We start from the raw sequence: 12,874 nt of genomic DNA on the forward strand, positions 1-12,874 counted from the left end.
GGGCTGACGTGCTCAGGAGGCCTCGCGCAGTGCCCTGCGGCACAGGGAGTCGGCGTGGCGGGTGGTCTCGGGTATGCGGAAGCGCGGGCTCAGGGCCAGGACGTGGGCACAGGCGTTGTCGAGCGACACCCTGTGCCCGACGGACACGTACACCGGCTTCGTCCCGTCCTGCGTCCGCAGGGCCCGGCCGACCTCGGCCCCGTCGGCCGTGAGCAGCGGGGCGGCGTCGCCGCGCCGGGTGCCCGGTTCCTCGTAGGTGAAGGTGAACGGGTTCTTCGCGACGCCGATGGCCGGCAGCCCCGTCACCACGCCGAGGTGGCAGGCGAGGCCGAAGCCGCGGGGGTGGGCGAGCCCGTAGCCGTCGCAGACCACGAGGCCCGGCGGGGCGGCCAGGGCGTCGAGGGCGGCCAGTACGGTCGGCAGTTCGCGGAAGGCGAGCAGCCCGGGCACGTAGGGGAAGCTGACGTGCCCGACGGCGGTGGCCTCCTCGACGACCTCCAGGGTGGCGGCGTCGAGCACCACGGCCGCGGCGGCGACCAGGTCGCGGGTGTCGTCGTAGGCGACGTCCACCCCGGTCACGTACCCGTGGCCGGGCGGGGGCCCGGGCTCGGTGAGGACGACGCGGTGGCGCAGTTCGTCCTGCACCGCCCGGGCCTCTGCTTCGTCGGCGGGGGTCTTCACACTCGTCATGACCAGCGAGGGTAGCCTGGCGATCATGTTCGTCATGGAGCTCACCTACACCGCGCCCCTCGAGGACGTCGAGGACGTGCTGGACGCCCATCTCGCCTGGCTGGACGGCTATTACGCCTCCGGCGTCTTCCTGGCGTCGGGACGCAAGGTGCCGCGTGAAGGGGGCATCATCCTGGCCGCGGGGGTGTCCCGGGCCGAGATCGAGAGGATCGCGGCCGAGGACCCCTTCACCGCGGCGGGCGTCTGCGCCTACCGCATCACGGAGTTCATCGCTTCGAAGACGTCGGCGGACCTGGCGACGGTACGGGAGAGCCCGGTCGTCTAGAACCGGTCGTCCAGAACCGGGCGTGCGGAACCGGGCGGGCGGAACCCGGGCGTCCGGAACCTGGGGGACGCCGCCGGTCAGCGGCGTTCCAGCCGGGCCACCCGGCCCTCCTCCCCCGCCGCCCAGCAGCCCGTGTCGGGCGCGCAGTCGACCGTGTCGAAGGACCCGGCGTCCAGCGGCCGCCAGTTGCGGCCCCCGTCCGTGGTCACGTCGGTGCCCGTCGGCCCGACCGCGAGGGCCGTCCCCGCGCCGTACGGGTACCAGGCCGCGCCGGACCGGTAGGCCGTCGGCGGTGTCGTGGCGGTGCGCCAGCTGCGCCCTCCGTCCGAACTCACCGCGGCGGCCTGCGGGGAGGCTTCCCCGGCGCGGTGGTCACCGCCCACGGCGAGGCCCGTCGTACGGTCCCGGAAGGCGAGGGCGAAGACCCCGCGCGCCGGGTCGCCCGCCGGAACGGTGGATTCGGCCACCCGCCAGGTACGTCCCCGGTCCGCCGAGTGCAGGACCCGTGCGCTCGCCCCGCCTCCGGTGGCCAGCCAGGCGTCGCGCGGGCCGGCGCTGACCAGGCACTGGCCGCCGGCCGCGAAGCCCGCCTCGCCCGGCAGCGCCTCGGGCATGCCCGCGGTGGGCAGCACCCGCCAGTGGCGGCCGCCGTCGTCCGTGGACAGGATGCGGAACTTCCCGTCCACCGGATCGCTCATGGCCAGCCCGTGCCGGGAGTCGAAGAACGTGAGGCAGTCGTAGAAGGCGCGCGGGTCGGGGTTGCGGAAGGTCTCGGTCCAGGTGGCGCCGCCGTCTTCGGTGCGCAGCACCCTGGAGGCCTCGCCCTCGCCGATGGACAGGGCCACCGCGCGGCGGGCGTCGAACGCCTCGATGTCGCGCAGTTCGAGTTCCTCCGCGACCGCGCCGGGCGGTGAGACGTCCTGCCAGCTGCGGCCGCCGTCGAGAGTGCGCAGGACGGTGCCCTTGGACCCGGCGACCCAGGCGGTGCTGCGGCTGACGGCGGAGAGTCCCCGGAAGCGGGCGGTCTTCCCGGTCTCCTTCAGGGACCAGCCGGCCTTCCGTACGTCCTGGCCGGGTCCCTGCGCCACGCCGGGGCGGGCGGCGGGACCGGGGACGGCGGGACCGGCAGCGGGACCGGGGGCGGCGGGACCGGCAGGGGGACCGGGGGCGGCGGGACCGGGGGCGGCGTGCGCGGGAGCCGCGAGCACCCCGGCCGCCAGGATTGCCACGGACATGCCAATTCCACCATCCAGAAGCCTCATGGCGCCGGAAGGTAACGCACCCCGGAGCCTCCGTCCAGAGGGCGTCAGGGCGGGCGTTGCGCCGATGGAGTGAGCGACAACCGGCCCTTCTGCACCGCCTCCCGCCACCGCGCGGCGCACCGGCCCGCCTTAGGGCACTTCCGCCGCCCGGTCACTCTGTGCGATCACACAGGCGGGTTCAGGCCAGTCGGTGACACAGCTCACTCAAACGCCCATGCACGGATTCGCCGATTCCCGCGTCTATCGGGTTGCCGGGCCCCACCCCACAGTCCGGCAGCAGATCCGCCGCAAGGGAGTGAGCCTTGATCACTGTCATCGAGCAGGCCGCGCAGGCCCGTCTGGTCGCCACCGCGCCGAAGGTCGAGAGCGTTCCCGTCACCCTGTGTTACGACCGGGCGGATCCCTTCGCCGTGCGCATGGCCTTCCCCGCACCGGCCACGCTGGAGGGCGTCGAGGTCTCCTGGACCTTCTCCCGGGAGCTGCTGGAATCCGGCCTGGACCGGCCGTCCGGCTGCGGCGACGTGCGCGTGCGGCCGTACGACGGGGACCGGACCACGATCGAGTTCCACGCGGTGGAGGGGGTCGCGATCGTGCTGATGCTGACGGCCGAGCTGCACCGGTTCCTGGAGCGGGCGGCGACCGTCGTCCCGCCCGGCCTGGAGCACCTCTACCTCGACATGGACCACAGCCTCGCCGAGCTGATGCGCGACACCTGCTGAGACCGCCCGCGATAATTCGTTTGCGGGCGGCAGGCGCCGCCCGTAGCTTCGAAGACGCCCCATTGCCGTCGAACGGAGCAGGACGTTGCTCTTCTGAGGTCCGAGACACCGACCGCCGCGACCACCGCGACCACCGCGCAACCCGCGACCGTCACCATCACCGTGATCACGCATCACCGTCACGGTCGCTGACCGAGCGTCGGCTGTCTCCCCGCGTTGCACGCACACTCACGCAACCTGGAGGCCTCCATGAGTCACACCCCCGCGTTCATCACCTGCTCCGCCCTGTCCTTCGACTGGCCCGACGGCACTCCCGTGTTCGACGGGTTCCACCTCGCCGTCGGCCCCGGCCGCACCGGCCTGATCGGCCTCAACGGGAGTGGCAAGTCCACCCTGTTGAAGCTGATCGCCGGCGAACTGAAGCCGTCCGAGGGCCAGTCGTCCGTCGCCGGCTCGGTCGGCCACCTCCCCCAGAACGTCACCCTCGACACCGCGCTGCGCGTGGACGAGGCACTCGGCATCCGTACCGCCCGGGCCGCCCTGCACGCCATCGAGGCGGGCGAGGCCACCGAGGCGAACTTCGCCGCCGTCGGTGACGACTGGGACGTGGAGGAGCGGGCCCTGGCCACGCTCGACCAGCTCGGTCTCGGCCGGATCGGCCTGGACCGCACCGTCGGTGAACTCTCGGGCGGTGAGTCCGTCCTGCTGCGCCTGGCCTCGCTGCTGCTGGCCCGGCCCGACGTCCTGCTGCTGGACGAGCCCACCAACAACCTCGACCTGCGCGCCCGGGGCCGCCTCTACGCGGCCGTCGAGTCCTGGTCCGGGGTGATGCTCCTGGTCAGCCACGACCGGGAGCTGCTGGAGCGGGTCGACCAGATCGCCGACCTGCGCGACGGCGAAGTCCGCTGGTACGGAGGGAACTTCAGCGACTACGAGGACATGCTCGCCGCCGAGCAGGAGGCGGCCGAGCGGATGGTCCGGGTCGCGGAGGCCGACGTACAGCGGCAGAAGCGCGAACTGGCCGACGCACAGGTCAAACTGGCCCGCCGCAAGCGGTACGGCCAGAAGATGTTCGAGAACAAGCGCGAGCCGAAGATCGTGATGGGGGCGCGCAAGCGCGCGGCGCAGGAATCGGCCGGCAAGCACCGGATCATGCACACCGAGAAGCTGGCCCAGGCCAAGGAGCGGCTGGACCAGGCGGTCGAGGCGGTCCGCGACGACGCCGAGATCCGCATCCAGCTGCCCGCCACCCTGGTCCCGCCGGGGCGGCGCGTCCTGACCCTCGGCGATCTGCGCCTGCCGCACGGGGCCGCCGTACCGGGCGAGTGGGAGCTGCGGGGGCCGGAGCGGATCGCCCTGGTGGGCCGCAACGGCTCGGGGAAGACCACGCTGCTGCGCACGATCGCGGGGCAGCTCGCTCCCGAGTCGGGGACCGCGGTGACCCATGTCGCCACGCGGTTCCTGCCGCAGCGGCTGGACGTGCTGGACGAGGACAGCTCGGTCGTGGAGAACGTGGCGCGGTTCGCCCCGCACGCCACGAACAACGAGATCCGGGCCCGCCTGGCCCACTTCCTCTTCCGGGGCGGGCGGGCGGACCGGCCGGCCGGCACCCTGTCGGGCGGCGAGCGGTTCCGGGCGGCGCTGGCGGCCCTGCTGCTGGCGGAGCCCGCCCCGCAGCTGCTCATGCTGGACGAACCCACGAACAATCTCGACCTGGCGAGCGTGCGCCAGCTGACGGACGCCCTGGAGTCCTACCAGGGCGCACTCGTGGTGGCCAGCCACGACGTGCCGTTCCTGGAGTCGATCGGCATCACTCGCTGGCTGCTGCTGGACGGCGAGCTCCGCCCGACCACGGCCGAGGAGGTCCGGGACACGCTCTGGCACGGGTGACCGCCGGAGGGCACCCCTTGACGGCCGCCGGGCGGCCGCCAAGGGGGCGGCGGCGACCCTGACTGGCGTGAATTTGCCCCGCCCCTGCCCCTTCTGGGCCCTCTCAAACTGCATAAATAACGGGACGTAACCGGGCATAGGGACACCTGGGGCTTGGCTGGCCTTGATGTCGCGCTTAACCTACGACTCCGTAGGCTACGGAACCGTAGGTAGTTCGCTTTGCACCCAGGAGTACCCGTGACGATCACCTCTCCCCACCTCGGCAGCTCGGAGGCGTGGACCGACGCCAAGCTGCTGTACGCGCTGGAAGAGGTGGTCGAGAAGGAACTCAACCGCCACCTGAAGGTCACCAAGGACTGGATGCCCCACGAGTACGTCCCGTGGAGCGACGGCCGGAACTTCCCGGGCTTCTTCGAGGACGGCGAGGCCTGGGACCCGGAGCAGTCCAAGGTCACCGACATCGGCAAGATCGCGCTGGTCGTGAACCTGCTGACCGAGGACAACCTGCCCAGCTACCACCACGAGATCGCGACGCTCTTCGGCCGCAACGGCGCCTGGGGCACCTGGGTGCACCGCTGGACGGCCGAGGAGGGCCGCCACGGCATCGTGATGCGCGACTACCTCCTCGCCTCGCGCGCCGTGGACCCGGACAAGCTGGAAGCGTTCCGGATGCAGCACATGTCGGAGGGCTTCGAGTCCGACAACCGCCACTCGATGCTGCACTCGGTGGCGTACGTGGCCTTCCAGGAGCTCGCCACGCGCATCTCGCACCGCAACACCGGCCACCAGTCCGGTGACCCGGTCTGCGACCGCATGCTGGCGCGCATCGCGCAGGACGAGAACCTGCACATGATCTTCTACCGCAATCTGCTGGGCGCGGCCTTCGAGATCGCCCCGGACCTGACCATGCAGGCGGTGCGGGACGTCGTCGTCAACTTCCGGATGCCCGGACACGGCATGCCCGGCTTCGAGCGCATGGCCGCGCAGATGGCCATCGGCGGGGTCTACAACCTGCGGATCCACCACGACGACGTACTGGCCCCGGTGCTGCGCTTCCTCAAGGTCATGGAGATCGCCGACCTCGGTCCGGAGGGCCAGAAGGCCCAGGACGAGCTCGGGATGTTCATGAACGGGCTCGACTCGGAGGCCAAGAAGTTCGACGAGCGTCTGGCCGCCCGCGCGGCGCGGCTCGCGGCCCGCAAGGGCTGACCGCCCGCAAGGGCTGACCTGACCGGATTCCGCCCGCTCGGGCGGGTGACGCCGATTGCCCTGGCGGAGCACTGCTCTGCCAGGGTTTCGCGTCATGACGTCACTGCAGGTGGACATCGACCAGCTGACCCGCTTGACCCGCGCCCTGGACTCCTCGCTGAGCTCCCTGCGGGAGGCCCGCCGGTCACTGGACCACGTACGGCCCGACCAGCTGGGCACGGCGGACCTCGATGCGGCGTGCGACGGCTTCCAGGAACGGTGGGCCTACGGCACACGTGAGCTGACGAAACGGGTCAAGGCCGTACGGGAGGGCGTGGACCGCAGCGCCGCGCAGTACGCGGAGCTGGAGGAGGCCGTCCGCGCGGCCTTCCTGCGGGCGGCGGCGACGCATGGCTGAGCACGCCGCGCTGGGCTTCGACCCGGCCCCCGGGAACCCCGCCGCCGTCCTGGCGCTGACCAGGACGCTCGGCGCGTCGGCGAAGTCCCTCGGCGAGGCCTCGCGGGTTGTGACGGACCTGGTCTCCCACAGCTCGTCCTGGCAGGGCGAGGCGGCGACCGCGTTCCGCGCCTCCCTCTCCCAGGACCTCCCCCGCTACCTGGCGTCGGCCCACACCTCCCTGGCGGAGGCCGCCCGCCGGCTCACGGGGTGGCACGACACGCTGGTCGCCCACCGCGAACTGGCCGCCCGCTACGAGGGCCTGGCCGCGGCGGCGAAAACGGAGGAGGCCCTCGCCGACGTCCGCCGCCTGGCCCGCGAACTGGCCGCCGAACACGCGGCGGCGGCCCGCCGCGTGGCCGCCACGCTCGACGCCGCGACGGACAAACTGGCCCCCAAGGAACCGGGCCTCCTCGCCTCCATCTGGCACAAGATCACCGAAGACCCGGCCGACGCCCTCTCCAACGCCTCGGCCGTCCTGGGCGCGATCGGCGCCGGCGTGGCCCTGTTCTTCCCCCCGGCGGGCCTCGCGATCATGCTGGTCGCCGGGGGCCTGAGTCTGGCAGCTCTGACTATGCACGCTTCCGACCCGAAATTCCGGAAGTCCCTGACGGACGGCTTCACCAAGGGTCAGTTCGACGCGGACTTCTGGAAAAGCAGCGTGACACTTCTCGGGGACGCCGTCGGAGCGGTACCAGGAGTGGCGGCGGTGGCTTCCGGCGCCAAAGCGGGTACGGCGGCCGCCCGCGCCGCCATGGCGGCAGCGCCTGAGGCCAGTGCCTTGACCGGCCTCGGGGCAGGAGCGTCGGCCTTCCGCAGCACTACTTGGTCGACCGGTCTGGCCATCCAAGAAGTGGAGAGCCCTCTCGCCACCTGGGCACTGCGCGATACGACGAACTCCGCCACGAGAAATGCGGTCAACATGGTGGGCCCCGCCGCCGGATTCACCACGGCCGTGCTGGATTACGGTCCTGAGAGCGAGACGATCGACCACGCCTCGACCGCCGCGGACGGCGTCCGAGGCGTTGTGGACGACTCTCCTTCGGCCTTCGCGAAGTCCAAGCTCGCCTGGACGGCGGTCAGGCCATGACCGCCGACGCTGCGTCACCGCCGGTATGGTTCCGGCTACCTCCCGGATTCCATGATGTCTCACCGAACGACCGGGCGGTCCTTGACGGCATCGCATCCGCCTTCGGCGGGCCCGCCACACGCACCGCCCTCGGGCGGCTCATGGACGGGCTGGCGGAACTCGCCGGTCATCGTGTTGTGCATACTGCGCTCGGACTGCACCCCGATGAACCCACCGGCGTGTGCACGTCACTCTTCTCCTTGATGATCCGAGCTGCCGAAGGGGGCGATCCCAACCCGAGCGTGGTGCGTGCGGCGCTCGCCATCGCGAATTCCTCCCTGTGGACCAGCTCGGTCCGCAGGCACGTAGAGCTGGCATCGGCGCTCCCGTGCTACCTGATCGCTGGGACCATCACACTCCCAGGGACTGGCCAGCGACTGTTTCAGGCCAGAGCCGTCACAGCCCATGGGGATGGGCGGCACGTTGTTGTCCTCGACCTGACCAGTGCGGCGCTCCACGAGGAGGCGGGCTACACCGACATCATCGAAGCGATCGTCCACACTGTCAGCTTCACTGACCCTGAACCCCGTCGTGTTGCCCCATCCGGTACCTCGCGCATCCTGGAGGTACTGCAGTGAAGCTCTCCGCGTGGGACCACCCTGAGACGGTCAACGGGTACAGGCGACTGGTGACCCGCCGGTCGCTCTGGTTGTGCGGCCTCGGTGCGCCCTTCCTCCTTGCACAAGCATGTCTCCTGCTCGGAAGCCTCCGTGAAGCCACAGCGGTCTTCCTTATGATCACGATCGGCGCGGCAACCTTTCTGCCGTGGGTGATCATCGCCTACTTCCGGCGGCATCGAGTCAAAGCCGTGCTGCAGGCCTACCCGTGGCAGGAGTGCCCGTGCCGGCATCCTCGGTACGTGACCGGGAACCCCGCGACGATCGTGATCCCCTTCCGGGAGGACTTCACGGCCACGCTGCGGATCCTTCCGTTCCCCGTCGCGCTCGCGCAGTTGGAGAACGACCACCCCGACCGGATCTGGTTCGCGGGGGACCCTCGGTTCGGGGGGGTCGTTTCGCCCGTCGGGGGGCATTACCCCGTGCGGGTCGTGCCGCACGCGGCGCGGCGCGAGGAGTGCGGTGGCGAGGGGTTCGACCTCGCGCGGCGGGTGGGGCTGGTCCGTGCCAGTGGGAAGGCGACGCGGACCTGAGTCAGCGGCGGCCGGGGCGCAGTGCGAGGCGCTCCGACTCCGAGAGGCCGCCCCAGACCCCGAAACGCTCGTCGTTGGCCAGGGCGTACTCCAGGCACGCCACCCGCCCCTCGCACGCCCCGCACAGCCGCTTCGCATCGCGCAAGGAGGATCCCGGCTCGGGGAAGAAGAAGCCCGGGCCGGTCTGGGCGCACAGGGCGAGTTCGTACCAGGCGACGCTGTCGGTGGCTGCGGTTGAGGTGTTGATAGACATGGCGCTGATCCTGGTCAGCGGCGATGGACGTCCGCTATACGCCTGATCAACATGGCGTACGCCGCCGCCCCCAGAGCATCGCATCCGCCACTGACAACTCAGTCCTCGTGCTCGCCCTCGTGCTCGTGCTTGGCGCGGCTCGGCTGGACGCGCTTCGGTTCGCCCGGCATCTTCGGGTAGTCCGGGGGGTACGGCATGTCGCCCAGGCCGTGGTCGTGTTCCTGGCGCTCCGCGAGGTCCAGCACGGAGTCCAGCGTGAAGGCGTGGTCGTCCATGTCCGCGTGCACGTCACCCAGTTGCGCGAAGCGGGCCGGCATCGTCACGATGTCGAAGTCCCGCGGCTCGGCGTCGTCCACCTCGTCCCAGCGCAGGGGCGCGGACACGGGGGCGTGCGGGCGCGGGCGGACCGAGTAGGCGGAGGCGATCGTGCGGTCGCGCGCCGTCTGGTTGTAGTCGACGAAGATCCGCTCGCCGCGCTCCTCCTTCCACCAGGCCGTCGTGACCTTGCCCGGCATGCGGTGCTCCAGTTCCCGGCCGAGGGCGATGGCGCAGCGCCGTACCTCGGTGAAGGTCCAGCGCGGCTCGATCGGGACGAAGACGTGCAGGCCCCGGCCACCGGAGGTCTTGGGCCAGCCGCGCAGGCCCAGCTCTTCCAGCAGGGCGCGCAGTTGGTGGGCGGCGGCCACCGCGTGGTGGTAGTCGGTGCCCGGCTGCGGGTCCAGGTCGATGCGCAGTTCGTCGGGCCGGTCGGTGTCCTCGCGGCGGACCGGCCAGGGGTGGAAGGTGAGGCAGCCCAGGTTGGCGGCCCAGAGGACGGCGGCCGGCTCGGTCGGGCAGATCTCGTCGGCCGTACGGCCACTGGGGAAGGCGATGTGGGCGGTCGGGATCCAGTCGGGGAGGTTCTTCGGGGCCCGTTTCTGGAAGAAGGACTCGCCCTCCACCCCCTCGGGGTAACGCTCCAGGGTCGTCGGCCGGTCCCGGAGGGCACGGACGATGCCGTCCGCGACCGCCAGGTAGTACTCGGCGACGTGCCGCTTGGTGAGGCCCCGTTCCGGGAAGTAGACCTTGTCCGGGCTGGACAGCCGTACCGTCCGCCCGGCCGCCTCCAGCTCGATCGCATTGCCAGCAGCACCCATGTGCGCCACGGTAGGCGGGCCGGACTGCGGGCGCATACCGGGCGGGTCCGGACGTACCACCGCAGAATCGATGCCATGGATCTCCCAGTGATGCCGCCGGTCAAGCCGATGCTCGCCAAGTCAGTGGCGAAGATCCCGCCCGGCATGCAGTACGAGGCCAAGTGGGACGGCTTCCGGGCGGTCGTGCATCGCGACGGCGACGAGGTCGAGATCGGCAGCCGCACGGGTAAGTCGCTCACCAGGTATTTTCCCGAGCTGGTGGAGGCCCTCAGGGCGAATCTGCCCGGCCGCTGCGTCGTCGACGGCGAGATCGTGATCGTCCAGGGCGGGCGGCTGGACTTCGACCGGCTGACCGAGCGGATCCATCCCGCGCAGTCCCGGGTGAACCTGCTGGCCGAGACGACCCCTGCCAGCTTCGTCGCCTTCGACCTGCTCGCCCTCGACGACGAGGCGCTCCTCGACGCCCCGCTCACCGACCGCCGTAGCGCCCTGGTCACGTCCCTGTCCACCGCTCGGCCCCCCGTGCATCTCGCGCCCGCGACCACCGATCCCGCGCTCGCGCAGGAGTGGTTCGAGCGGTTCGAGGGCGCCGGGCTCGACGGAGTGATCGCCAAACCGCTCGATCTCCCCTACCGGCCCGATGCCCGCCTCATGTACAAGATCAAGCACGAACGTACCGCCGATGTCGTCGTCGCCGGTTTCCGTTTCCACAAGAGCGGTCCGATTGTCGGATCGCTCCTGCTCGGTCTCCACGACGCGCAGGGCACGCTCCAGCACGTGGGCGTCTGCGCCGCCTTTCCCATGAAGCGCCGGGCCGAGCTGGTGGACGAGCTCGCGCCCCTGCGGATGCCGGACCCGAGCGGGCATCCGTGGGCGGCCTGGGCCGAGGAGTCGGCGCACGAGAGCGCCCGGCTCCCCGGCGCGCAGAGCCGCTGGACCGGCAAGAAGGACCTCTCCTGGGTGCCGTTGCGCCCGGAGCGCGTCGTCGAGGTCGCCTACGACCACATGGAGGGGGACCGCTTCCGGCACACCGCCCAGTTCCGGCGCTGGCGGCCCGACCGGACTCCGGAGAGTTGCACCTACGCCCAGCTGGAGGAGGTCGTCGGCTACGACCTCGCCGAGGTGCTGGGTCCGCCCCCGGCCGGCTGAAGCCCGGGAAGGAGGGGCAGGGACCGGGACGGCCGTCTCAGCCCGCCGTCAGCTTCTCCCACTCCTCCCGGTCCGGCCCCACGTCGTTCGGCGCGTAGTCCGGCCGGGCCGCCAGCCAGCGTGCCACCCGGGCCCGGATCTCCGGGTCCGCGTACGCCCGCTCCGGCGGATCCGCCAGGTGCCGCACCCGGGCCCGGGCCCGCATCACGACGGGGTCCTCCAGGGCGCAGTCGAACAGCGCGGCCACCTCGCGCGCCGTCCCCGTACGGCTCGCCCGTGTCGCGAAGCGCTCCCCGATGGCCGCGTCGGCGACCACCTGGAAGTCGAACCACGGCTTCAGGGTCCGTACCGCCCACTCGTGGTGCTCCACGGCGAAGCGTTCGGCCCCCGGGTCCCGGTGCGCCGTACGGGCCACCCTGAGCGCCGCCCAGAGGGCGAGCGAGGTGCCCTGCCCCAGGGTCGGGTTGGTGTGCGTGATCGAGTCGCCCACCGGCACCAGCCCGGTCACCACCGGCCCCCGTTCGTCCACGAGCGCGCTCCAGCGGTTGTCGAGGCCCGCCGTGGCCAGTACGCCCGACAGCGGCTCGGCGCCGAGCGCCAGCCAGGCCTCACCGGGTGGGAAGGAGCGTGCCGCCCGCTCGAAGAGCGCGGGATCGCGCAGCGCCGACCGCGTGGTGTCCGCGGTGTGTACGAACAGCGTCACGGCGAAGACCCGGTTGTCGGCCGGGAAGACGGCGCACCCGGCGAAGGCGCCGCCGGTCACCGCCCAGGGCCGCCGCGGCCCCTCGTCCGTCCCGGCGGGCAGCCGGTACCAGCGGCAGAAGTACGCGAGCCCCGTGCGGTGCCGTTCCACGACGGGCGGCCGGGAGCCCGCCGCGCCGAGCCTGCGTTCGATGCCTCCGCGGCGGCCGCCGGCGTCCACGACGAGGTCACCCCGGTAGCCGCCCGCCTCGGTGGTCACTCCCGTCACATGGACCACGGCTGCGGGGTCGTCCCCGTCCCGTGGCGCGGTGGTGAGCCCGGTGACCGGTTCCCCGTGGCGGAGGACCGCGCCGGGCTCCTCGCGCAGCGCCGTGGCCAGCGCGCTCTCCATGACGATGCGGCGCGCCTGCAGCATGACGAGGTCCTCGTCGCCCGGCAGCCGGGGCGGCCGCACCTCGAACCAGTCCAGCTCGTGCCGCTCCCTGGCGCCGAGGCGGAGCATCTCCGCGTAGACGTCGGGCAGCTCGTCCCGCAGGACGGTGCGGGCGGCTCCCAGCAGCGCGTGCGGCTGGGCCGCCTGTGGCACGGTCGGCCGCCGCCAGCCGAAGAAGTCGCGGTCGAGCGCGGAACCGGGGGCGCGCGTGTCACGCTCGAAGAGTCCGCCGTGTGTCCTCGCCGCGCCGCGAGGAGGGCGGTGGCGAGGCCGCCGATCCCCCCACCGATGACCAGCACATGTGCCATGGAGCGTCCCCCCGAACCGTTGGACCCCGTTGGACCGTACGACGATCACACCGCTCAGAGCCTGCACGTACGGGGAGGAGCCG

At 71.9% G+C, this 12,874-nt stretch carries 14 protein-coding genes; 9 read left to right on the top strand and 5 right to left on the bottom strand.

Translation table 11 applies throughout. The annotated features are described in order from the left end of the window. Positions 1-12: 12 nt before the first annotated feature. Positions 13-690, bottom strand: a complete 678-nt coding sequence (locus AC2RP6_RS09200) for an endonuclease V (RefSeq protein ID WP_486445760.1) — start codon at positions 688-690, stop codon at positions 13-15. Between the two features lie 25 nt (positions 691-715). On the opposite strand from AC2RP6_RS09200, the gene AC2RP6_RS09205 reads away from it, so the two are divergent. Next, positions 716-1,015 (top strand): YciI family protein, encoded by a 300-nt coding sequence (locus AC2RP6_RS09205; protein WP_486450269.1) that lies wholly within the window; start codon positions 716-718, stop codon positions 1,013-1,015. A gap of 77 nt (positions 1,016-1,092) precedes the next feature. Here the strand turns inward: AC2RP6_RS09205 and AC2RP6_RS09210 are convergent, their stop codons facing one another. After that, positions 1,093-2,250 carry a WD40/YVTN/BNR-like repeat-containing protein gene (locus tag AC2RP6_RS09210; RefSeq protein WP_486445761.1) on the bottom strand — a complete coding sequence of 386 codons (1,158 nt, stop codon included), beginning with the start codon at positions 2,248-2,250 and terminating at the stop codon, positions 1,093-1,095. A gap of 329 nt (positions 2,251-2,579) precedes the next feature. On the opposite strand from AC2RP6_RS09210, the gene ssgD reads away from it, so the two are divergent. The 7 genes from ssgD (at position 2,580) to AC2RP6_RS09245 (ending at position 8,810) form a co-directional block, all read left to right on the top strand. Next, positions 2,580-2,996: a spore wall synthesis regulator SsgD gene (ssgD, locus tag AC2RP6_RS09215; RefSeq protein ID WP_030825709.1), complete on the top strand. Its 417-nt coding sequence runs from the start codon at positions 2,580-2,582 to the stop codon at positions 2,994-2,996. Between the two features lie 249 nt (positions 2,997-3,245). Beyond that, entirely contained in the window at positions 3,246-4,886 is a 1,641-nt protein-coding gene (locus tag AC2RP6_RS09220) for an ABC-F family ATP-binding cassette domain-containing protein (RefSeq protein WP_486445762.1), read from the top strand. 237 nt (positions 4,887-5,123) lie between these two features. Further along, positions 5,124-6,095, top strand: a complete 972-nt coding sequence (locus tag AC2RP6_RS09225; protein ID WP_486445763.1) for an acyl-ACP desaturase — start codon at positions 5,124-5,126, stop codon at positions 6,093-6,095. Between the two features lie 94 nt (positions 6,096-6,189). Then, a complete protein-coding gene (locus tag AC2RP6_RS09230) occupies positions 6,190-6,492 on the top strand; it encodes a hypothetical protein (RefSeq protein ID WP_486445764.1) in 303 nt (100 codons plus the stop codon). Next, entirely contained in the window at positions 6,485-7,621 is a 1,137-nt protein-coding gene (locus AC2RP6_RS09235) for a hypothetical protein (protein WP_486445765.1), read from the top strand. The genes AC2RP6_RS09230 and AC2RP6_RS09235 overlap by 8 nt, the downstream gene beginning before the upstream one ends. After that, entirely contained in the window at positions 7,618-8,238 is a 621-nt protein-coding gene (locus tag AC2RP6_RS09240; protein ID WP_486445766.1) for a hypothetical protein, read from the top strand. The genes AC2RP6_RS09235 and AC2RP6_RS09240 overlap by 4 nt, the downstream gene beginning before the upstream one ends. Positions 8,239-8,393: 155 nt before the next feature. Next, positions 8,394-8,810 carry a hypothetical protein gene (locus tag AC2RP6_RS09245; protein WP_486445767.1) on the top strand — a complete coding sequence of 139 codons (417 nt, stop codon included), beginning with the start codon at positions 8,394-8,396 and terminating at the stop codon, positions 8,808-8,810. A 1-nt stretch (position 8,811) separates the two neighbouring features. Here the strand turns inward: AC2RP6_RS09245 and AC2RP6_RS09250 are convergent, their stop codons facing one another. Beyond that, positions 8,812-9,063, bottom strand: a complete 252-nt coding sequence (locus AC2RP6_RS09250) for a WhiB family transcriptional regulator (RefSeq protein ID WP_486445768.1) — start codon at positions 9,061-9,063, stop codon at positions 8,812-8,814. 98 nt (positions 9,064-9,161) lie between these two features. Continuing rightward, positions 9,162-10,199, bottom strand: a complete 1,038-nt coding sequence (gene ligD, locus AC2RP6_RS09255) for a non-homologous end-joining DNA ligase (protein ID WP_486445769.1) — start codon at positions 10,197-10,199, stop codon at positions 9,162-9,164. A 75-nt stretch (positions 10,200-10,274) separates the two neighbouring features. On the opposite strand from ligD, the gene AC2RP6_RS09260 reads away from it, so the two are divergent. Further along, positions 10,275-11,348 (top strand): ATP-dependent DNA ligase, encoded by a 1,074-nt coding sequence (locus tag AC2RP6_RS09260; RefSeq protein WP_486445770.1) that lies wholly within the window; start codon positions 10,275-10,277, stop codon positions 11,346-11,348. A 37-nt stretch (positions 11,349-11,385) separates the two neighbouring features. Here the strand turns inward: AC2RP6_RS09260 and AC2RP6_RS09265 are convergent, their stop codons facing one another. After that, complete coding sequence (locus AC2RP6_RS09265; RefSeq protein ID WP_486445771.1) at positions 11,386-12,636, bottom strand: FAD-dependent oxidoreductase; 1,251 nt, start codon at positions 12,634-12,636, stop codon at positions 11,386-11,388. Positions 12,637-12,874 lie beyond the last annotated feature (238 nt).

This window comes from Streptomyces sp. WAC03905, from assembly GCF_057371075.1.

What these genes read in the sequence shown, in the direction of transcription:
- AC2RP6_RS09200 (WP_486445760.1), bottom strand. Translation starts at nt 690, where the DNA reads ATGACGAGTGTGAAGACCCCCGCCGACGAAGCAGAGGCCCGGGCGGTG.
- AC2RP6_RS09205 (WP_486450269.1), top strand. Translation starts at nt 716, where the DNA reads ATGTTCGTCATGGAGCTCACCTACACCGCGCCCCTCGAGGACGTCGAG.
- AC2RP6_RS09210 (WP_486445761.1), bottom strand. Translation starts at nt 2,250, where the DNA reads ATGTCCGTGGCAATCCTGGCGGCCGGGGTGCTCGCGGCTCCCGCGCAC.
- AC2RP6_RS09220 (WP_486445762.1), top strand. Translation starts at nt 3,246, where the DNA reads ATGAGTCACACCCCCGCGTTCATCACCTGCTCCGCCCTGTCCTTCGAC.
- AC2RP6_RS09230 (WP_486445764.1), top strand. Translation starts at nt 6,190, where the DNA reads ATGACGTCACTGCAGGTGGACATCGACCAGCTGACCCGCTTGACCCGC.
- AC2RP6_RS09235 (WP_486445765.1), top strand. Translation starts at nt 6,485, where the DNA reads ATGGCTGAGCACGCCGCGCTGGGCTTCGACCCGGCCCCCGGGAACCCC.
- AC2RP6_RS09240 (WP_486445766.1), top strand. Translation starts at nt 7,618, where the DNA reads ATGACCGCCGACGCTGCGTCACCGCCGGTATGGTTCCGGCTACCTCCC.
- AC2RP6_RS09245 (WP_486445767.1), top strand. Translation starts at nt 8,394, where the DNA reads ATGATCACGATCGGCGCGGCAACCTTTCTGCCGTGGGTGATCATCGCC.
- AC2RP6_RS09250 (WP_486445768.1), bottom strand. Translation starts at nt 9,063, where the DNA reads ATGTCTATCAACACCTCAACCGCAGCCACCGACAGCGTCGCCTGGTAC.
- ligD (WP_486445769.1), bottom strand. Translation starts at nt 10,199, where the DNA reads ATGGGTGCTGCTGGCAATGCGATCGAGCTGGAGGCGGCCGGGCGGACG.
- AC2RP6_RS09260 (WP_486445770.1), top strand. Translation starts at nt 10,275, where the DNA reads ATGGATCTCCCAGTGATGCCGCCGGTCAAGCCGATGCTCGCCAAGTCA.